The 19,393-nt window shown below is 74.9% G+C and carries 15 protein-coding genes and 1 riboswitch; of the genes, 9 read left to right on the top strand and 6 right to left on the bottom strand.

The features are described 5' to 3' along the window. Positions 1-64 precede the first annotated feature (64 nt). Entirely contained in the window at positions 65-1,873 is a 1,809-nt protein-coding gene (locus ABT160_RS19830; protein ID WP_351648970.1) for an alpha/beta hydrolase, read from the top strand. Positions 1,874-1,993: 120 nt separating this feature from the next. After that, the gene (locus ABT160_RS19825; protein ID WP_351648969.1) at positions 1,994-2,374 is read left to right on the top strand and encodes a hypothetical protein; all 381 of its coding nucleotides are present in this window, start codon (positions 1,994-1,996) and stop codon (positions 2,372-2,374) included. 231 nt (positions 2,375-2,605) lie between these two features. Here the strand turns inward: ABT160_RS19825 and ABT160_RS19820 are convergent, their stop codons facing one another. The 3 genes from ABT160_RS19820 to cobN all read right to left on the bottom strand — a co-directional run bounded on the left by ABT160_RS19820 (position 2,606) and on the right by cobN (position 7,301). Next, on the bottom strand, positions 2,606-2,878 hold the full coding sequence (locus ABT160_RS19820; protein ID WP_351648967.1) for a hypothetical protein: 273 nt from the start codon (positions 2,876-2,878) through the stop codon (positions 2,606-2,608). A gap of 142 nt (positions 2,879-3,020) precedes the next feature. Beyond that, positions 3,021-3,524 carry a response regulator gene (locus ABT160_RS19815; RefSeq protein WP_351648966.1) on the bottom strand — a complete coding sequence of 168 codons (504 nt, stop codon included), beginning with the start codon at positions 3,522-3,524 and terminating at the stop codon, positions 3,021-3,023. A 156-nt stretch (positions 3,525-3,680) separates the two neighbouring features. Beyond that, positions 3,681-7,301: a cobaltochelatase subunit CobN gene (cobN, locus tag ABT160_RS19810; protein WP_351648965.1), complete on the bottom strand. Its 3,621-nt coding sequence runs from the start codon at positions 7,299-7,301 to the stop codon at positions 3,681-3,683. A gap of 57 nt (positions 7,302-7,358) precedes the next feature. After that, positions 7,359-7,436: riboswitch (cobalamin riboswitch) on the bottom strand. Between the two features lie 95 nt (positions 7,437-7,531). Between cobN and ABT160_RS19805 the strand changes: the two genes are divergently transcribed. From ABT160_RS19805 to cobJ, 3 genes are read left to right on the top strand one after another with little or no spacing between them, the layout of a single operon-like run. Continuing rightward, positions 7,532-8,776 (top strand): ferredoxin-like domain-containing protein, encoded by a 1,245-nt coding sequence (locus ABT160_RS19805; protein WP_502984266.1) that lies wholly within the window; start codon positions 7,532-7,534, stop codon positions 8,774-8,776. Continuing rightward, a complete protein-coding gene (locus ABT160_RS19800; protein WP_351648963.1) occupies positions 8,773-9,423 on the top strand; it encodes a precorrin-8X methylmutase in 651 nt (216 codons plus the stop codon). Before ABT160_RS19805 ends, ABT160_RS19800 begins: the two co-directional genes overlap by 4 nt. Continuing rightward, positions 9,420-10,970 (top strand): precorrin-3B C(17)-methyltransferase, encoded by a 1,551-nt coding sequence (cobJ, locus tag ABT160_RS19795; RefSeq protein WP_351648962.1) that lies wholly within the window; start codon positions 9,420-9,422, stop codon positions 10,968-10,970. The genes ABT160_RS19800 and cobJ overlap by 4 nt, the downstream gene beginning before the upstream one ends. A gap of 787 nt (positions 10,971-11,757) precedes the next feature. Here cobJ and ABT160_RS19790 read toward each other — a convergent pair. Together ABT160_RS19790 and ABT160_RS19785 are read right to left on the bottom strand one after the other, a co-directional pair. Next, a complete protein-coding gene (locus ABT160_RS19790; protein ID WP_351648961.1) occupies positions 11,758-12,357 on the bottom strand; it encodes an FMN reductase in 600 nt (199 codons plus the stop codon). Beyond that, entirely contained in the window at positions 12,354-13,445 is a 1,092-nt protein-coding gene (locus tag ABT160_RS19785) for an LLM class flavin-dependent oxidoreductase (protein WP_351648959.1), read from the bottom strand. The genes ABT160_RS19790 and ABT160_RS19785 overlap by 4 nt, the downstream gene beginning before the upstream one ends. A gap of 137 nt (positions 13,446-13,582) precedes the next feature. On the opposite strand from ABT160_RS19785, the gene cbiE reads away from it, so the two are divergent. Next, positions 13,583-14,821, top strand: coding sequence for a precorrin-6y C5,15-methyltransferase (decarboxylating) subunit CbiE (gene cbiE, locus ABT160_RS19780; protein WP_351648958.1), 1,239 nt, complete (start codon positions 13,583-13,585; stop codon positions 14,819-14,821). Between the two features lie 61 nt (positions 14,822-14,882). Then, positions 14,883-15,632 carry a precorrin-4 C(11)-methyltransferase gene (gene cobM / locus ABT160_RS19775; RefSeq protein ID WP_351648957.1) on the top strand — a complete coding sequence of 250 codons (750 nt, stop codon included), beginning with the start codon at positions 14,883-14,885 and terminating at the stop codon, positions 15,630-15,632. 254 nt (positions 15,633-15,886) lie between these two features. Here the strand turns inward: cobM and ABT160_RS19770 are convergent, their stop codons facing one another. Further along, positions 15,887-17,050 (bottom strand): cobalt-precorrin-5B (C(1))-methyltransferase, encoded by a 1,164-nt coding sequence (locus ABT160_RS19770; protein ID WP_351648956.1) that lies wholly within the window; start codon positions 17,048-17,050, stop codon positions 15,887-15,889. Positions 17,051-17,064: 14 nt separating this feature from the next. Here ABT160_RS19770 and ABT160_RS19765 point away from each other — a divergent pair, with 14 nt between their 5' ends. Next, a complete protein-coding gene (locus ABT160_RS19765; protein WP_351648955.1) occupies positions 17,065-17,802 on the top strand; it encodes a cobalt-precorrin-6A reductase in 738 nt (245 codons plus the stop codon). A 207-nt stretch (positions 17,803-18,009) separates the two neighbouring features. Then, on the top strand, positions 18,010-19,260 hold the full coding sequence (locus ABT160_RS19760; protein ID WP_351648954.1) for a hypothetical protein: 1,251 nt from the start codon (positions 18,010-18,012) through the stop codon (positions 19,258-19,260). The last annotated feature ends 133 nt before the right edge of the window (positions 19,261-19,393 follow it).

The raw sequence follows: 19,393 nt of genomic DNA, 5'->3' as shown, positions 1-19,393 counted from the left end.
CGCGGGTTCCGTCCCGCCACGTGCGCGTCTGCGCCCCGTCTCCCGCTCCATTAGCGTGGTGATCATGGGTGAGACGAGTGCGGGGCGCGGGGCGCGCGTGAGGGTGCGGGCGTTGGGGCGGACGCCCTTCGTCGCCGGGGTGCGTGCCTTCGCCCGTCACCCCTACCTGCACCGCTCCGACCCCTCCCGCTTCGTGCGGCGCTGGCCCGCCCTCACCCCCGTCGCCGTCGCCGTGTTCTTCTTCTGGGCCTCGCTCACCCCCTCGCTCGTGCCCCGGCCCTGGCTGCTCCAGGGCGTCGTCGGCGGCATCACCGGCGCCATCGGCTACCTCCTGGGCACCCTGCTGCTCGCCCTCGCGCGGGCCGTCGCCCTGGTGCCCCGGGTCCCCCGCCTCTCGCACCGCGTACGGACCAGGGCCTGGCAGGTCTTCTGGGTGGCCGCGCCCCTGCTCACCGTCTGGTTCGTCTCCGACAGCGCCCACGCCCAGCGCAGGCTGCGCCAGTTGCAGGGCCTGGCGCCCTCGCTCACCTGGCACACCCCGATGATCGCCCTGCTGGCCGTGGTGCTGTGCGCCCTGCTCGTGGTGTTCGCCCGGCTCGTGCGGCTCGGGGCCCGGCGGCTGATCCGGGTCCTGGACCGGCTGCTCCCCCGGCCGGTCGCCATCGCGGTCGGGCTGCTCGTCACCGCCGCCGTGGTCACCGTGGGCGTCCGGGACGTCGTCTTCGACCGGGGCGTCATCGACATCGCCGACCGCATCTCCGAGGCCACCAACGGCGGCACCAAGGACGGCATCACCCCGCCCGCCTCCGCCCTCGTCTCCGGCGGCCCCGGCTCCCTGATCCGCTGGCAGGACCTGGGCTTCCAGGGGCGCAACTTCACCGGGACGGTGCTCGGCGAGGAGCAGATCGCGCGCGTCACCGGCAAGCCCGCCCTCGACCCCGTGCGCGTCTACGTCAGCTCCGAGCTGCCCCGCGCCTTCGCCGCCGAGGCCGACGAGGAGGAGCCCTTCCGCGCCCAGGCCCGGCTCGCGGTGCGCGAGCTGCGGCGCACCGGCGCCTTCGACCGCGCCGTCCTCGCCGTCGCCGGGACCACCGGCAGCGGCTGGGTCGACCCGAACGTCGCCGAGTCCCTGGAGTACCTGCACGGCGGCGACACCGCGATCGTCGCCGTCCAGTACTCCTACCTGCCCTCCTGGGTCTCCTTCCTGGTCGACAAGGAGAAGGCGGGCAAGGCGACCCGCGAGCTGATCAAGGCCGTCCGGGACGAGGTCAGGGCCCGGCCCGCCGCCTCGCGGCCCAAGCTCGTCGTGACCGGCGAGAGCCTGGGCGCGTACGCCGTCGAGTCGTCCTTCGACGACCTCGACGACCTGCTCGCCGGCACCGACGGCGCGCTGCTGTCCGGCACCCCGAACTTCTCGCCGATCTCCACCGAGCTGCGCGAGCGCCGGGACGCGGGCAGTCCGGTGTGGCGGCCGCAGTACGAGGACGGGGCGCACGTGCGCTGGGCCCAGTTCCCCCGGCGGGACCTGGCCCGGCCGCCCGGCCCCTGGGGCTCGCCGCGCGCGGTGTACCTGCAGAACGCCTCCGACCCGATCGTCTGGTGGTCCACCGACCTGCTGCTCGACCGGCCCGAGTGGCTGCGCGACCCGCTGGGCCCGGACATCACGCCGGAGATCAGGTGGTTCCCGTTCGTGTCGTTCTGGCAGACCACCGTCGACATGGCCGTCAGCTACGGGGTGCAGGCCCCGCACGGCCACCGCTACGGCGCGGGCGCCGTCGACGGCTGGGCCGCCGTGGTCCCCCCGGTCGGCTGGACCGCCGCCGACACCCAGCGCCTGCACGCCTTCGTCGAGAGCCGCAAGACGCCGTACTAGGGAGCGGGGCGGGGCCGCGCGCGTCGTAGGGAGTACGCGGAGTCACTCGTTCCGGTGTTGTCCCGTGTCCCGTTGACCCGGGTCGCCGCGGCACGCCCGCCCGGCACCACGATCAGCGGCATGCAGCCGCACGTCCGCACCGTCCTGCCCACCGCCCTCGTCTGCGCCCTGGTGCCCAGCCTCCTGGGCAGCTCCCTGACCCCCGGCGCCCCGGCCGCGCCCACCGCACTGTCCGCCGGGCCCGGCCCGCTCCTGTCCGCGCGCCCGCCCGTGGGCCCGCACGGTCATGCGTACGCGCTGACCTGGCAGATCCACCGGGGCGACCGGCTCATCCGCACCCTGACCAGCCGCGCCCCGGCGGACGCGGGCGGGCGCCGGGAAGTCGGCGTACCGGCGGGCGTGCTGCGGGAGCGGACGGCGTACACCTTCCGGGTCCGCGTCCGCGACGGCGCGGCGCACGGGACGTGGAGCGGCCCGGCCGCGTTCCGTACGCCTTCCTAGACGAAGCGCGCCGTACCGGACGTCCCGCGCGTTCCCGGCCACCGCGCCAGGCCAGGCGCGGGGGTAGCGGAGCGTGATGCCGGGACCCGGCGGTGACGGGCCTCGCCGGTTGCGGGGTGCGGCCGTGGCCGCACCCCTGTTCCGTTTTTCCGCGTGGTTTTCGCATCGCCTCCGTACGGACTTCGTACGGACGTCGTGCGGCGCTCTCGTACGGCCTTCGTGCGGCGCCCGCTAGAAGCGACCGCCGCCACCACCGCCGGTGCCACCGCCACCACCACCGCCGCCGCCCCCGCCACGGCGGGCGGCGCCCGGCCGTTCGCGCAGGTAGCGCCGGTTGAACCGCTCCTGGCGGTCGCGGCGGTCACGGTACTCGCGGTACTCCGAACCGCCCGTGCCGTCGCGCAGCCCGATGAACGCCAGGACTCCCGCCGCCACCCACAGGACCGGCTGCGAGAAGCCGAACGCGACCAGGGCGACGAAAAGAACCAGTGTCAGAGGTTTCATGTCTGAGCCCCCGCTCTCGAATGGCTGGGAGCCTACTCTTCACACGGGTGTGCGCCAGGGTTCGCGCACGGACTGTGTCAATTCGGCACAGTCCCCTGGCACTTGGTGGTAAGGACTCCGGCGCGCCGCCTTCCGGACCGGCTCAGACCCGCTCCTGGGGGCCGGTCCGGTCCGCCCGTTCCTCCCGCTGCTCCGGCACCCGCCCCGGGTCGCTGGGGTGCTCGCGCAGGGTGTCCAACTGGCGGCGCAGGGCCACGTTCTCCGCGTACAGGTCCGCCAGCGTGCGCACCCTGGCCCGTAACGTCCACGGGTCCACCGGCTTCACCAGGATGTCCGCGACCCCGAGGCCGAAGGCGCGGCGCGCCATGCCGTCGTCCCGGCCGAGCCCGGTCACCAGGATGACCGGCACGTCCTTCGTCTGTTCCAGGCGCTTGAGGTAGGAGAGGACCTCGAGGCCGTCCATCTGGGGCATCAGCACGTCCAGCAGGATGACGGCGATGCCGCCCCTCATCACGGTCTTGAGCGCCTCCGCGCCGCTGCGGGCCCGCGCCACGGGCCTGCCTATCGGGCGCAGGGTGCTCTCCAGGGCGAACAGGTTGTCCTCCTGGTCGTCCACGACGAGGATCTTCATCTCACCGTCGTCCATGCCGAACCACCCTTCGCCTGACAGTCCGGTCCCGTTCAGCCTATTTGCTGGCGGCCCGCTCGACAGCAGTCCGGCGGGAAGACGTCGGTACGGCGGCCGACAACACGGGCCCGCCCGTACAGGCGGGCCCGGGCCGGGCGGCGGTCCGCTCCCGGCCTACTGGTCGCCCTCCAGGTCGCCCTCGGTCTCCAGGTACACCCGCTTCAGCTCCTCCAGCGTCTTCGCGTCCGGCTTCTCCCACATGCCGCGCGACTCCGCCTCCAGGAGGCGCTCCGCGATCCCGTGCAGGGCCCAGGGGTTGGCCTTCTTCAGGAAGGCCTGGTTCTCCGGGTCGAGGACGTACGTCTGCGTGAGCTTGTCGTACATCCAGTCCGCCAGGACCCCGGTCGTCGCGTCGTACCCGAAGAGGTAGTCCACGGTCGCGGCCAGCTCGAAGGCGCCCTTGTAGCCGTGGCGGCGCATCGCCTCCACCCACTTGGGGTTGACCACCCGGGCCCGGAAGACCCGCGAGGTCTCCTCCACCAGGGTGCGCGTCTTCACCGTCTCGGGGCGGGTGGAGTCGCCGATGTACGCCTCGGGGGCCGTGCCGCGCAGCGCGCGCACGGTCGCCACCATGCCACCGTGGTACTGGAAGTAGTCGTCGGAGTCCGCGATGTCGTGCTCGCGGGTGTCGGTGTTCTTCGCGGCGACCGCGATGCGCTTGTACGCCGACTCCATCTCCTGGCGGGCCGAACGGCCGTCGAGCCCGCGCCCGTACGCGTAACCGCCCCAGACCGTGTACACCTCGGCCAGGTCCGCGTCGGTGCGCCAGTCCCGCGAGTCGATCAGCTGGAGCAGGCCCGCGCCGTACGTGCCCGGGCGCGAGCCGAAGATCCGGGTGGTGGCCCGGCGCTCGTCGCCGTGCTCGGCCAGGTCCGCCCGGGCGTGCGCCCGTACGAAGTTGTGCTCGTCCGGCTCCTCCAGGCCCGCCACCAGCCGCACCGCGTCGTCGAGCAGCCCGATGACGTGCGGGAAGGCGTCCCGGAAGAAGCCGGAGATGCGCAGGGTGACGTCGATCCGGGGGCGGCCCAGCTCCTCGTGGCCGATCGCCTCCAGGCCGTTCACGCGGCGCGAGGCGTCGTCCCACACCGGGCGCACGCCGAGCAGCGCCAGCGCCTCGGCGACGTCGTCGCCCGCCGTGCGCATCGCGCTGGTGCCCCACAGCGACAGGCCGACCGAGGAGGGCCACTCGCCGTTGTCCGTGCGGTAGCGCTCCAGGAGCGAGTCGGCGAGCGCCTGCCCGGTCTCCCAGGCCAGCCGCGAGGGCACCGCCTTGGGGTCGACGGAGTAGAAGTTGCGGCCGGTCGGCAGCACGTTGACCAGGCCGCGCAGCGGCGAGCCCGAGGGCCCGGCCGGGACGAAGCCGCCGTTCAACGCGTGGACGGCGTGGGTCAGTTCGTCGGTGGTACGGGACAGGCGCGGCACGACCTGCTCGCAGGCGAACCGCAGCACCGCCGCCACCTCGGGCCCGTGCTCCGCCGGCACCGCCTCGACCCGCCAGTCGGCGGCCTCCATCGCCTCGACCAGCTCGCGGGCCTTCGCCTCGGCCTCGTCGGCCGTGACGCGGGTCGCCGCCGACTCGTCCAGGCCCAGCGCCTCGCGCAGGCCCGGCAGCGCCTGCGTACCGCCCCACACCTGGCGGGCCCGCAGGATGGACAGGACCAGGTTGACGCGCTCGGGGCCGGTCGGGGCGCCGCCCAGGACGTGCAGGCCGTCCCGGATCTGGGCGTCCTTGACCTCGCACAGCCAGCCGTCGACGTGCAGCAGGAAGTCGTCGAAGCCGTCGTCGTCCGGGCGGTCCGCCAGCCCCAGGTCGTGGTCGAGCTTCGCGGCCTGGATCAGCGTCCAGATCTGCGCCCGGATCGCGGGCAGCTTCGCCGGGTCCATCGAGCTGATCTGCGCGTACTCGTCCAGGAGTTGCTCCAGGCGCGCGATGTCGCCGTAGGAGTCGGCGCGCGCCATCGGCGGCACCAGGTGGTCCACCAGCGTGGCGTGCACCCGCCGCTTGGCCTGGGTGCCCTCGCCCGGGTCGTTGACCAGGAACGGGTAGACCAGCGGCAGGTCGCCGAGCGCCGCGTCCGGCCCGCAGGCGGCGGACAGGCCCGCGTTCTTGCCGGGCAGCCACTCCAGGTTGCCGTGCTTGCCCAGGTGCACCATCGCGTCGGCGCCGAAGCCGCCGTCGTCCGCGCGGGCCGCTATCCAGCGGTAGGCGGCCAGGTAGTGGTGCGAGGGCGGCAGGTCCGGGTCGTGGTAGATCGCGATCGGGTTCTCGCCGAAGCCGCGCGGCGGCTGGATCAGGATCAGCAGGTTCCCGCGCCGCAGGGCGGCCAGCACGATGTCGCCCTCGGGGTTGCGCGAGCGGTCCAGGAACATCTCGCCGGGCGCCGGGCCCCAGTGCTCCTCGACCCGCTCGCGCAGCTCGGCGGGCAGCGTCGCGTACCAGCGGCGGTAGTCGGCGGCCGGGATGCGCACCGGGTTCTTCGCCAGCTGCTCCTCGGTCAGCCACTCCTGGTCGTGGCCGCCCGCCTCGATCAGGGCGTAGATCAGCTCGTCGCCGTCGCCGGAGACCAGGCCGGGCACCTCGGCGAGGCCGCCGGGCCCGAAGTCGTACCCCTCGGCGTGCAGCCGGCGCAGCAGCGCCACGGCGGAGGCGGGGGTGTCCAGGCCGACGGCGTTGCCGATGCGGGAGTGCTTGGTCGGGTAGGCGGAGAGGACCAGCGCCAGGCGCTTGTCGGCGTTGGGCACGTGCCGCAGGCGCGCGTGGCGGACCGCGATCCCGGCCACCCGGGCGGCCCGCTCGGCGTCGGCGACGTACGACGGCAGGCCGTCCTCGTCGATCTCCTTGAACGAGAACGGCACGGTGATCAGGCGCCCGTCGAACTCCGGCACCGCCACCTGGGTCGCCGAGTCCAGCGGGGACAGGCCCTCGTCGTTCTCCTCCCAGGCGCTGCGCGACCCGGTCAGGCAGAGCGCCTGGAGCACCGGCACGTCCAGCGCGGCCAGCGCCCCCGCGTCCCAGGACTCCTCGTCGCCGCCGGCCTGGGCCTCGGCGGGCTTGGTGCCGCCGGCCGCGAGCACGGTCGTCACGACCGCGTCCACGCCTTCGAGGCGCGCGAGCAGCTCCGGCTCGGGGGCCCGCAGCGACGCCACGTACAGCGGCAGGGCGCGGGCGCCCTGGTCCTCCAGGGCGCCGCAGAGCGCGTCGACGAAGGAGGTGTTGCCGCTCATGTGGTGGGCGCGGTAGTAGAGCACCGCCACCAGCGGGCCGCCGTCGTTCCTGGACGCGCGCTCCAGCACGCCCCAGGTCGGCGCGGGGGCCGGCGGCTCGAAGCCGTGCCCGGTCAGCAGGACGGTGTCGGACAGGAAGCGGGCCAGCTGCTCCAGGTTGGCCGGGCCGCCGTGGGCCAGGTAGGCGTGCGCCTCGGTGGCCACGCCGACGGGCACCGTGGAGGCGGCCATCAGCTGGGCGTCCGGGGCCTGTTCGCCGGTCAGCACCACCATCGGCAGGCCCGAGGCGCGCACCGCGTCGATGCCCTCCTCCCAGGCGCGGACACCGCCGAGGAGGCGTACGACGACCAGGTCGGCGCCGTCGAGCAGCGCGGGCAGGTCGTCGTGCGGGAGGCGGGAGGGGTTGGCGTACCGGTACTCGACGGGCGCCCCCTCGGCGAGGGTGCGCGTGGTGGCCGCGCGGGCGCTCAGCAGGTCGGTGTCGGAGGTCGACAGCAGCAGGATTCGCATGCGTGCGCAGGCCTTCCTCGGGGTTGTCCGCGCCCCGGGTGGTCGTGTGGACGGCGGGAGTTCCTGACTCACCGGCCCCGCGCGGGGCCCGGCTCACAGTGGCGGGACCGCGCCGGATTCCCACCGGGCTTCCTCCCTGGGCCCTGGCGGACCCTGTGCCGTTCTGCATAGTAGATCCTGCCTCCGCCGGACAGGGGGCCACCTGCGGGGACGTGGGTATGCTCGCCGCCATGCCGCCCCACTCCCCGAACCGGGACGAACCTGTCATACGGGACCGCGGTGACGCCTGCCCCGGAGCGCTGCGCCTGCACGCCGCCGACGACGGGCGTCTCGCCCGACTCCGCCTGCCCGCAGGTGTCCTGACGCCCCGTCAGGCACTGGTCCTGGCCGACGCCGCCGACGCGCTCGGCGACGGCCACCTCACGATCACCTCCCGCGGCAACCTCGAACTGCGCGGCCTGCCCGACACCTGCGGCGCCGAACTGGCCGCCCTGCTGCGGGACGCCGGGCTGCTGCCCTCCGACACCCACGAGCGGGTCCGCAACATCGTCGCCTCACCCCTGTCCGGACTGGACGGACTCGGCCACGGCGACGTGCAGTTGTGGGCCCGCGAACTGGACGCGCTGCTCTGCGCGACGCCGTGGGCGGCGCGGCTCTCGGGCCGCTTCCTGTTCGCCCTGGACGACGGCCGCGGCGACGTCCGCGCGCTCGGCGGCGATGTGACGTTGGTCGCAGAGCCGGGGGGCCTGGCGTCGGTACGGGTGGGGGACGCGGCCGTACGCGTCCGCGCCGCCGACGCCCCCCGGGCCGCGCTCGCCTGCGCCCGGGGGTTCCTGGAGGTGGCGCGGGGCGCCTGGCGGGTCTCGGAGCTGCCGGACGGGGTGGTGGTCGGGGCCGGGGCGTGCGTGGCGGGGGTGGGGGTGGCGGTGATTACGGAGGTGGCCGGTGCGGGAGCGGGTGACCCGGAGGCGGGTGACCCGACCGCGGGCCCTCCGGTCGTCCCGGCCGTCGGGCGGATCGGTGAAGCCCTGTCCCTGCACGTGAAGTTCGGCCGGCTGTCCTCCGTACACCTGCGGGCCCTGGCCGGCGGCACCGAACTGCGGTTCACCCCGTGGCGCGGGGTCGTCGTCCTCGGCGCGTCCGGCCTCCCCGCGGACCTCCCCGCCGCCACGGGCCTCGTGGCGGACCCGCGGGACCCCTGGATCGGGGTCGGCGCCTGCACCGGGCGGCCCGGGTGCGGCAAGGCGCTCGCCGACGTGCGGGCCGACGCGGTGGCGCCGCCCGGGGCGCTGCCCGTGTACTTCTCCGGGTGCGCGCGGCGCTGCGGGCACCCGCGCGGCACGACCTGGGTGGACGTCGTCGCCACCGGGGACGGCGCCTACGAGGTGGACGGCGCCCCCGTCCCCCGTACCTCCCCCTCCCCCCGGACCTCACTGGCCGACGCCGTGGCGGCGTCGCGCACAACCACGAGATGAGCGAGAGCACAGTGTTCGACTACGAGAAGGACGGGGCGGAGATATACCGCCGGTCCTTTGCCACGATCCGCGCCGAAGCGGATCTCGCGGGGCTCCCCTCCGACGTCGCCCAGGTCGCCGTGCGCATGATCCACGCGTGCGGGATGGTCGACCTGGTCCGCGACCTCGCGTACTCGCCCGGCGTGGTGACGGCGGCGCGCGAGGCGCTGCGCGGCGGGGCGCCGGTCCTGTGCGACGCGCAGATGGTGGCGAGCGGCGTGACGCGCAAGCGGCTGCCCGCCGACAACGAGGTGCTGTGCACCCTGTCGGACCCCCGCGTCCCCGCGCTGGCCCAGGAGCTGGGCACGACCCGCAGCGCGGCGGCCATGGAGCTGTGGCGGGACCGCCTGGAGGGCTCGGTCGTGGCGATCGGCAACGCGCCCACCTCGCTGTTCCGGCTCCTGGAGATGATCGAGCAGGGCGCGCCGCGCCCGGCGGCGGTGCTCGGCATACCCGTCGGCTTCATCGGGGCGGCCGAGTCCAAGGACGCGCTGGCGGCGCACCCCTCGGGCCTGGAGCACCTGGTGGTGCGCGGGCGGCGGGGCGGCAGCGCGATCACGGCGGCGGCGATCAACGCGATGGCGACCGAGGCGGAGATCCAGGCATGAGCACGACGACGGACACGGCGACGGACACGGCGGCGGGCACTGCGGCGGGCACTGCGACAGGCACGAAGGGCGCTCCCGGGAAGCTGTACGGGGTCGGGCTCGGCCCCGGCGACCCGTCGCTGATGACGGTGGCGGCGGTGCGGGCGATCGCGGAGGCGGACGTCGTCGCGTACCACTCGGCGCGCCACGGCCGCTCCATCGCCCGCTCGATCGCGGCGGAGCACATCCGCGAGGACCAGGTCGAGGAGCGGCTGATGTACCCGCTCACGGTGGAGACGACGGACCACCCGGGCGGCTACCGGGGGGCGCTGGACGACTTCTACGAGGAGGCGGCGGCGCGCCTCGCGGCGCACCTGGACGCGGGCCGCACGGTCGCGGTCCTCGCCGAGGGCGACCCGCTCTTCTACGGCTCCTACCAGCACATGCACAAGCGCCTGGCGCACCGCTACGACACCACCGTGATCCCGGGCGTGACCTCGGTGAGCGCGGCGGCGGCGCGGCTCGGCGAGCCGCTGTGCGAGGCGGAGGAGACGCTGACGGTCATCCCCGGCACGCTCCCCGAGGACGAGCTCGCGGCCCGCCTGGCGGCGGCGGACTCGGCGGTGGTGATGAAGCTGGGGCGCACGTTCACCAAGGTGCGCGGGGCGCTGGAGCGGGCGGGGCGCCTGGAGGACGCGCGGTACGTGGAGCGGGCGTTCATGCCGGGCGAACGCACCGGCCGCCTCGCCGACGTGGACCCCGCCACAGTCCCGTACTTCTCCGTCGCGGTGCTGCCCTCCCGGATCGACGAGGAGCCGGCGGCGGTACGGGAACGGGGCGGCGTGACGGTCGTCGGCACCGGCCCGGCCGGGGCGCCGTGGCTCACGCCGGAGTCGCGCGGGGCGCTGGCCAACGCGGACGACCTGGTGGGCTACACGACCTACCTGGACCGCGTCCCCGTACGGCCCGGGCAGCGCCGGCACGGCTCGGACAACAAGGTGGAGTCGGAACGGGCCGAGTTCGCCCTCGACCTGGCGCGCCGGGGGCACCGGGTGGCGGTGGTCTCGGGCGGCGACCCGGGGGTCTTCGCCATGGCGACGGCGGTCCTGGAGGTCGCCGCCGAGGAGCGCTACGCGGACGTGCCGGTGCGGGTGCTGCCCGGGGTGACGGCGGCGAACGCGGCGGCGGCGAAGGCGGGGGCCCCGCTGGGCCACGACTACGCGACGATCTCGCTCTCGGACCGCCTCAAGCCGTGGGAGGTGATCGAGGAGCGGCTGCGGGCGGCGGCCGGGGCGGACCTGGTGATCGCCCTGTACAACCCGGGCTCCCGGTCCCGCACCTGGCAGGTCGAGAAGGCCCGCGCCCTCCTCCTGACCCTGCGCGCCCCGGACACCCCGGTGGTGCTGGCCCGCGACGTGGGCGGCCCGCAGGAGTCGGTCCGGGTGGTGGACCTGGCGTCGCTGGACCCGTCGGAGGTGGACATGCGCACGCTGCTGATCGTGGGCTCGTCCCAGACCCGGGAGTCGTCCGGCGTGACGTGGACCCCGAGGAGGTACCCGGAGGGGTAGGGGGCGGGGGGCCTGGGCCCTGCACGTGGGGTGCGGCGGACCGGGGTGACGGGTCCCGGGGGCGCCCCGGGGCCCCTTCACGTCTGGTGCGGCCGCACCGGGTGGCGGGCCTGGGGGCGCCCCGGGGCCGCCTTCACATCTGGTGCGGCCGCACCGGGTGACGGGCCCGGGAGGCTCCCCTCCCCACCCCTTCCCGAAAGCCTCCGGCGGCGGGAGGGGGAGGCAGTTGGTGGGGCGGGCTTTCCCGGGACTGCGGCGGTCCTGAGGGCCGTCTCCCGGAGGGTGCGGGCCGGGGGCCGGTACGGGCCGATGGCTGTCCCGAGACTGCGCCTGTGCGCCAGGCTCCAGGGACGGCGCCCCAGGACAGGGGGCGGCCGGACCCACGCACCGGCCGGTCACGGGGGCCGGATGGTGCTGCGGGCTTTCCCAGGACTGCGTCTGCGGGGAAACGGGCCCGTGAAGACGTGCGCAGCCCTACCCAGGGCTGCCCGACACGCAACCCTGCCACGGGGCCAAGGGGCCCAGCCCCGCAAGGACCCGCAGTGCCAGGTGCCGCCGCGCACGTGGGCGCAGGGGCGCAGCCCCGCGCGGGGGCCGGGGGCGGAGCCCCCGGAACACCCTTCCCCCTCCCACCGCCGGAGGCTTTCGGGAAGGGGCGGGGAGGGGACCCCCAAGACCCGCACCCCGTGCACCAGGACCATCGGATGGGCACCGCCCGGGAGGGCCCGGGCCCGCACCCCGTGCGCCGCGCCCAACGGATGGGCACCGCCCCCACGGGCCCGGCCCCTCACCCCACCCGCAACGCCGCCAACTGCTCCTCGAACGGCACCACTTCAGGCATCTCCGGCTCCGAAGCCCCCCGCACCGCCCCCTCCCCCATCAGCCCCGCCAACTCCGCCCCCGCGCGCCCCACCCGGGCGCCCAGGCCCTCCTCGCCGCCCCAGTCCTCCGACGCCGCGTACACCGCCGTCGGCGCCACCACCGCGCGCAGGTACGAGAAGAGCGGGCGCATCGCGTGGTCCAGGACCAGGGAGTGGCGGGCCGTGCCGCCCGTGGCGCCGAGCAGCACCGGCTTGCCGGCCAGCGCGCCCGGCTCGACCAGGTCGAAGAAGGACTTGAACAGCCCGCTGTACGACGCCGAGAACACCGGCGTCACCGCGATCAGCCCGTCCGCCGCCACCACCGCCTCCAGCGCCTCCCGCAGCGCGGCCGGCGGGAAGCCGGTGACCAGGTGGTGCGCCACGTCGACCGCGAGGTCCCGCAGCTCCACCACCCGTACCTCCACGCCCCCGGGCACCGACTCCCGTACCGCTTCGGTCAGCCGGTCCGCGAGCAGCCGCGTCGAGGACGGGGTGCTCAGACCCGCGGACACCACCACCAGCTTCACTTGCCCGCCTCCTGTCCCGTGTGGTGCGCGGCCACCGCCGGGTGCACCGGCGCGTCCGGCACGCCCGGCGCCCGCAGGCTCGCGAACTCCTTGCGCAGCACCGGCACGACCTCCTCGCCCAGGATGTCCAGCTGCTCCAGGACCGTCTTCAGCGGCAGCCCCGCGTGGTCGACCAGGAACAGCTGGCGCTGGTAGTCGCCCGCGTAGTCCCGGAAGGACAGGGTGCGTTCGATGACCTGCTGCGGCGAGCCCACGGTGAGCGGGGTCTGCTCGGTGAAGTCCTCCAGGGACGGCCCGTGCCCGTACACCGGCGCGTTGTCGAAGTACGGCCTGAACTCCCGTACCGCGTCCTGCGAGTTGGCCCGCATGAACACCTGGCCGCCCAGGCCGACGATCGCCTGCTCCGGCGTGCCGTGGCCGTAGTGCGCGTACCGCCTGCGGTAGAGGTCCACCATGCGGCGGGTGTGCTCGGCGGGCCAGAAGATGTTGTTGTGGAAGAAGCCGTCGCCGTAGTACGCGGCCTGCTCGGCGATCTCCGGCGAGCGGATCGAGCCGTGCCAGACGAACGGCGGCACGCCGTCCAGCGGGCGCGGCGTCGAGGTGAAGCCCTGCAGCGGCGTACGGAACTTCCCCTCCCAGTCGACCACGTCCTCGCGCCACAGCCGGTGCAGCAGCGCGTAGTTCTCGATGGCGAGCGGGATGCCCTGGCGGATGTCCTGGCCGAACCACGGGTAGACCGGGCCGGTGTTGCCGCGCCCCATCATCAGGTCGACGCGCCCGCCCGCGAGGTGCTGGAGCATCGCGTAGTCCTCGGCGATCTTCACCGGGTCGTTGGTGGTGATCAGCGTGGTGGACGTGGACAGGACCAGCTTCTCGGTGCGGGCCGCGATCCAGCCGAGCATGGTGGTCGGCGACGACGGCACGAACGGCGGGTTGTGGTGCTCGCCGGTCGCGAACACGTCCAGGCCCACCTCCTCCGCCTTCAGCGCGATCGCGAGCATGGCCTTGATCCGCTCGTGCTCGCTGAGCGTCCGTCCGGTGGTCGGGTCGGTGGTGACGTCACCGACGGTGAAGATCCCGAACTGCATGGCCCTCTCACTGCCTCTCGCTCGCTCGGCCGGCCCGGCGGGCCGCCCTTTGGTTGAACATTAAATCACCCCGCACAACCCTTCCCGACGTGGACCTATTCCCCGGCCCCCACGACGGGCCGGATAGAGTCCGGGCCGTGAGCGCCCTCCCCCGCACCCCCCTGCCCGTCACCGTCGTCGGCATCGGCGCGGACGGCTGGGACGGCCTGGCCGCACCCGCCAGGAAGGCCCTCCACGACGCCCAGGTCCTCATCGGCGGCCCCCGCCAGCTCGACCTGCTGCCCCCCGCGTGCGGCGGCGAACGCGTGCCCTGGCCCTCGCCCCTGCGCCCCGCCGTCCCCGGCCTCATGGCCGCCCACGACGGCCGCCGCATCGCCGTCCTCGCCAGCGGCGACCCGATGTTCTACGGCATCGGCCGCACCCTCGCCGAAACCCTCGGCACCGACCGCCTGCACGTCCTGCCCCACCCCTCCTCCCTCGCCTACGCCTGCGCCCGCCTCGGCTGGCCGCTGGAGGACACCACCACCGTCTCCCTCGTCGGCCGCCCCCTCGACGCCCTCACCGCCGCCCTCCACCACGGCCGCCGCGTCCTCGTCCTCAGCGCCGACGCCACCACCCCCGCCGACGTCGCCCGCCTGCTGCGCGCACGCGGCTACGGCCCCACCCGCGTACGCGTCCTCGAACAGCTCGGCTCCGAGCACGAGAACACCCTCGACGGCACCGCCGCCCACTGGCCCCACACCCCCGGCGCCCCCCTCAACCTCATCGCCCTCGACTGCGTGCGCGACCCCGCCGCCCTCCGCCTCGGCGCCGTCCCCGGCCTCCCCGACGCCGCGTACGAACACGACGGCCAGCTCACCAAGCGCCACGTCCGCGCCGCCACCCTCGCCGCCCTCGCCCCCGCACCCGGCGAACTCCTCTGGGACGTCGGCGGCGGCTCCGGCTCCATCGGCGTCGAGTGGATGCGCACCCACCCCTCCTGCCGCGCCATCGCCGTCGAGCGCTCCCCCGAACGCGCCGGCCGCATCAGCCGCAACGCCGCCGCCCTCGGCGTCCCCGCCCTGCGCGTCGTCACCGCCGCCGCACCCGCCGGACTCGGTGAACTCCCCGTCCCCGACGCGGTGTTCATCGGCGGCGGCCTCACCGCCCCCGGCCTCCTCGACACCTGCTGGGACGCCCTGCCCGGCGGCGGGCGGCTCGTCGCCAACACGGTCACCCTGGAGTCCGAGGCCCTCCTTGCCGACCACTACCGCCGCCACGGCGGCGACCTGGTCAAGCTCTCCGTCGCCCACGCGGTGCCGGTGGGCGGCTTCACCGGGTGGCGGCAGGCGATGGCGGTGACGCAGTGGTCGGTGACGAAGCCGGTACGCCCATGAGCCCGTACGCGTACCCCTCACCCCGCAACCCCGCACGCCGCGACCAAGGAGCAGTCCCCTCATGACCGTGTACTTCATCGGGGCGGGACCCGGTGCCGCCGACCTCATCACCGTGCGCGGCGCCCGCACCCTCGCCTCCTGCGGCGTCTGCCTGTACGCCGGGTCGCTCGTCCCGCGCGAACTGCTCGCCGAGTGCCCGCCCGGCGCCCGCCTCGTCGACACCGCCGACCTCGACCTGGACCGGATCGTCGCCGAGACCGTCCGCGCGCACGCCGAGGGCCACGACGTGGCACGGCTGCACTCCGGCGACCCCTCCGTCTTCAGCGCGGTCGCCGAACAGATGCGGCGCCTGGACGCCGAGGGCATCCCGTACGAAGTCGTGCCCGGCGTCCCGGCGTTCGCCGCGGCGGCGGCCGCCCTCAAGCGGGAGCTCACCGTGCCCACCGTGGGCCAGACCGTCATCCTGACCCGCATCGCCCAGCAGGCCACCCCGATGCCCCCGGGCGAGGACCTGGCGACGCTCGGCCGCAGCGGCGCCCTCCTCGTCCTCCACCTGGCCGCCCGCTACGTGGACCGCGTGGTCGGCGAACTGGTCCCGCACTACGGCACCGACTGCCCCGCCGCCGTCGTCGCGTACGCCAGCCGCCCGGAGGAGGTCGTCCTGCGGGGGACCCTGGAGGACATCGCGGCCCAGACGAAGGAGGCGGGCATCACGAAGACGGCGGTCATCATCGTGGGCCGGACCCTGGGTGCTTCGGGGTTCCGTGACAGCCACCTGTACGACCCGGCGCGGGATCGTCACAGCTGCTGACGGATGACGGATGACGGATGACCGATGACCGATGACGGCTGACGGCTGACGGCTGACGGCTGACGGCTGACGGCTGACGGCTGACAGTTTTCAATAGCCGTCATCGGTCATCTGTCGGCTGTCGCCTGACAGCTGCCATCTGTCACCGGTCATCCGTCAGCTGTCGGGTGTCAGCTGTCATCTGTCGGCCGTCAGTTGTCGGGCACTATCTGTCCGCCGTCATCTGTCCGCTGACCGTCGTCAGTCGTCCGCCGTCATCCGTCATCCGCCGACCGCCCCGACCACAGCGCAGGCTCGCTCCGGCCCACCACGGTCCCCGCGCGGTCGATGCACACCACGTCGACCGTCACCGGCGCTCCCCGCAGTACCGACAGTGCCTCGTCGCGGGCGCGGATCGCCACCAGGTCGCCCAGGGGGACGCCTGCTGCCGCGCAGAGGTGGAGCGCGGCCAGGCCCGTGTTGGCGTCGGCGATCTCCGCGGCCAGGTCCGCGGACGCGCCGCCCGTGCGGGCGAGGTCGGCCAGGAAGCCCTTGTCCACCTGGGAGCGGGCCGAGTGCAGGTCCAGGTGGCCGGCGGCGAGCTTGGAGAGCTTGGCGAAGCCGCCGCAGATCGTGAGCCGGTCCACCGGGTGGCGCCGGACGTACTTGAGCACCGCCCCCGCGAAGTCCCCCATGTCGAGCAGGGCGTCCTCGGGCAGGCCGTACAGCGACACCACCGTCCGTTCCGACGTCGAGCCGGTGCACCCCGCGACGTGGGTGCGCCCGGCCGCGCGGGCGACGTCGACCCCGCGCCGGATCGAGTCGATCCACGCCGAGCAGGAGTACGGCACCACGATGCCGGTCGTGCCGAGGATCGACAGTCCGCCCAGGATGCCCAGGCGCGGGTTCCAGGTGGAGCGGGCGATCTCCTCTCCGTGGTCGACGGAGACCGTGACCTCGACGTCGCCGCTGCCGCCGTGCCGGTCGGCCACGCGCGCGACGTGCTCGCGGATCATCTGGCGGGGCACCGGGTTGATGGCGGGCTCCCCGACGTCCAGGGGCAGCCCGGGGCGGGTCACCGTACCGACGCCCGGACCCGCGCGGAAGACGACGCCGGAGCCGGGCGGGAGCGGGCGCACCGTGGCGCGTACCAGGGCGCCGTGCGTGACGTCCGGGTCGTCACCGGCGTCCTTGACCACTCCGGCGGTGGCCTCCCGGCCGGGGTACAGGTGCTCGACGGCGAGGGCGAAGGCGGGCGTCTGGCCCTTGGGCAGCGTGATGGTGACCGGGTCGGGGAAGTCGCCGGTGAGCAGGGCCGTGTACGCGGCCGTGGTCGCGGCCGTCGCGCAGGCGCCGGTGGTCCAGCCGGGGCGCAGGCCGGTGTGCTTGAGTTGGGCGCCGCGCCCGCCCCCGGGGCCGCCCGTACCGTTCTCAGCCATGGAGGCCCCCGCCGATGCACGTACTGATCCTGGGAGGGACCACGGAGGCCCGTGAGCTGGCCGGTGCGCTGCACGCGCGCGCGGGCGTGCGCGTGACGAGTTCGCTCGCCGGCCGGGTCGCGGCGCCCCGGCTGCCGGCCGGGGAGGTGCGGATCGGCGGGTTCGGCGGGGTCGAGGGCCTCGCGCGCTGGCTGGGTGAGCACCAGGTGGACGCGGTCATCGACGCGACCCATCCTTTCGCCGGGACGATCAGTTTCAACGCGGCCGGGGCGGCCGCCTGCGCCCATGTTCCCCTGCTGGCGCTGCGCAGGCCCGGGTGGGTGGCGGGGGCGGGGGACGACTGGCACCCGGTCGGCTCCCTGGAGGAGGCCGCGCGGGTGGTGCGGGGGCTCGGCGGGAGGGTGTTCCTGACGACGGGGCGGATGGGTCTGGCGGCGTTCGCGGACTGTGCGGAGCAGTGGTTCCTGGTGCGGTCGGTGGACGCGCCGGAGCCGCCGTTCCCGCCGCGCACGGAGGTGTTGCTGGACCGGGGGCCGTTCGGTCTGGAGGGTGAGCGGGAGGTGCTGCGGCGGTACGCGATCGACGTGCTGGTCACCAAGGACAGCGGCGGTGCGGCGACGGCCCCGAAGCTGGTGGCGGCCCGGGAGGCGGGCATCCCGGTGGTGATCGTCCGTCGTCCCGCGGTGCCGCGGGGGGTGGAGGAGGTCGCTTCGGTGGCGGACGCGGTGGGGTGGGTGGCGCGGGAGGGGTGAGGGGGGGCGGCGGTGCGGTGGCCGGAACGCCCCCTCGACAGGCGTGAACCGCTGTCACAGGCTCGTGACATGGCACGGAAGACTCCGTCGCACGTGATCCATAACTTTGTTCACGCAGCCCCGCCAAGTCCTCAACGGCCCCACCCGGACGAGCAGGCGGCATGCGGCTCTCTCCTCACTTCCACCCTGATTCGTCCAGGAGTCGTTATGCGTACCGCCCTTCACACCGCCGTCGTCGTCGCCGCGCTCGCCGGCGCCGTGATCGCCCCCGCGTCGTCCGCCTTCGCGGCCGCCTCCGCCGCCTCTCCGCAGGCGGCCGGTGCTCCGGCCGTCCGGGCCGCCGGGGCCGGGGACGACAGCCGTTACGAGGGCGAGCCCGTCTACATCGGCAAGGGGAACGTCGCGGTGCTGCGCCACACCGACGCCTACGGCGCCGAGGCCTGGATCCGTCACGTCGGGGAGGACTGGAAGCCCGGCGCCCCCTACCTGACCCGCGTCGTCGGCCTGGTGGACGCGAAGAACCCCACCGGTGTCGTGGACGGTCTGGCACTGCGCCTCACCGGGATCACCGAGGGCGCCCCGGTCCTGCACGTCACCGGCCCCGACGGCACCAAGGACTACCCGCTGCCGGGCCGGGGCCAGGGCCCGGTCGGCCCGGTCCGGGAGAAGGTGCGCACGGTGCCGCTGGCCGACGGCGGCCGCGCCGACGTCTACCGGGTGGACGGGGCCTACCTGGCCGACCTGGTGGACCGCGACGGCAAGCGCGGGGCCGAGCTGAAGGCGGCCGGGGGCGCGGGCGACGGCGCCCGGTTCGCCTCGGTGTGGGTGACCCTCTCCACCACCGGCACCGTCGCCTCCTGGATCAACACGGCTCCCCCGGCCGCTACTCCGTACACGGACGCGGTGGTGGGCTGCACGGCCGTACGGACCGCAGACGCGCCCTTCCGGGGCGTCACCGTGAAGCTGACGAACGGCGCCGGGGGCCCCGTCGCCACGCTCCTCTCGCACGGGGAGACCCTCGCCACCCTCGACAAGGGGCACGACGTGGCCCTGTACGGCGGTGCCCGGATCAAGGGGCTGCTGGACAGCGGGCAGGAGCCGTCGTTCCAGATGGCGGTCACCGGCGGGCAGCTGCCCTGGCACGGCGTCCGGTTCCCGGCCGCCCCCAAGGACTGCGGTACGGGGACGGGTGCGGGTTCCGGCTCGGGTGCGGGTTCCGGCTCGGGCCCGAAGGCGCCCGCCGCGGGCCAGGCCGCCCAGACGACCGCCACGCGCGCGCTGGACGCCTCGGCGCAGACCTCCGTCGTGCCCAAGGGCGGTGTGGCCGCGGGCGCCCAGCTCGCCCAGGAGCCGGCGGCCGACCGCACGCTGCTCTTCGCGGGCGGCGGCGCGCTGGCCGCGGCGGGTGCGGCCGGTGTCGCGCTGGCCGCGTTCCGCCGCCGCGGCTCCCTCGGCTGAGACGGCGGCCGACCGGCGGCCCGACCAGTGGCCGACCGGCGGCAGACGGGGCCGACCGGCGGATGGCCGGGCCGCGCTGCCCCCGTCTGCCGTCCTCCGGTCGCACCGTGGCGGCGGGTGCCCTTGGCTGGGG

Origin of the sequence: Streptomyces sp. NPDC001941 (assembly GCF_040296945.1) — a bacterium.
Classification (GTDB): Bacteria; Actinomycetota; Actinomycetes; order Streptomycetales; family Streptomycetaceae; genus Streptomyces.
The sequence above is the reverse complement of the archived record's forward strand: the minus strand, read 5'-3'. Positions and strand labels throughout refer to the sequence as shown.

Excerpts from the sequence above, each read along its gene's own strand:
- ABT160_RS19830 (WP_351648970.1), top strand. The coding sequence starts at position 65 with ATGGGTGAGACGAGTGCGGGGCGCGGGGCGCGCGTGAGGGTGCGGGCG.
- ABT160_RS19825 (WP_351648969.1), top strand. The coding sequence starts at position 1,994 with ATGCAGCCGCACGTCCGCACCGTCCTGCCCACCGCCCTCGTCTGCGCC.
- ABT160_RS19820 (WP_351648967.1), bottom strand. The coding sequence starts at position 2,878 with ATGAAACCTCTGACACTGGTTCTTTTCGTCGCCCTGGTCGCGTTCGGC.
- ABT160_RS19815 (WP_351648966.1), bottom strand. The coding sequence starts at position 3,524 with ATGGACGACGGTGAGATGAAGATCCTCGTCGTGGACGACCAGGAGGAC.
- cobN (WP_351648965.1), bottom strand. The coding sequence starts at position 7,301 with ATGCGAATCCTGCTGCTGTCGACCTCCGACACCGACCTGCTGAGCGCC.
- ABT160_RS19805 (WP_502984266.1), top strand. The coding sequence starts at position 7,532 with ATGCCGCCCCACTCCCCGAACCGGGACGAACCTGTCATACGGGACCGC.
- ABT160_RS19800 (WP_351648963.1), top strand. The coding sequence starts at position 8,773 with ATGAGCGAGAGCACAGTGTTCGACTACGAGAAGGACGGGGCGGAGATA.
- cobJ (WP_351648962.1), top strand. The coding sequence starts at position 9,420 with ATGAGCACGACGACGGACACGGCGACGGACACGGCGGCGGGCACTGCG.
- ABT160_RS19785 (WP_351648959.1), bottom strand. The coding sequence starts at position 13,445 with ATGCAGTTCGGGATCTTCACCGTCGGTGACGTCACCACCGACCCGACC.
- cobM (WP_351648957.1), top strand. The coding sequence starts at position 14,883 with ATGACCGTGTACTTCATCGGGGCGGGACCCGGTGCCGCCGACCTCATC.
- ABT160_RS19770 (WP_351648956.1), bottom strand. The coding sequence starts at position 17,050 with ATGGCTGAGAACGGTACGGGCGGCCCCGGGGGCGGGCGCGGCGCCCAA.
- ABT160_RS19765 (WP_351648955.1), top strand. The coding sequence starts at position 17,065 with ATGCACGTACTGATCCTGGGAGGGACCACGGAGGCCCGTGAGCTGGCC.
- ABT160_RS19760 (WP_351648954.1), top strand. The coding sequence starts at position 18,010 with ATGCGTACCGCCCTTCACACCGCCGTCGTCGTCGCCGCGCTCGCCGGC.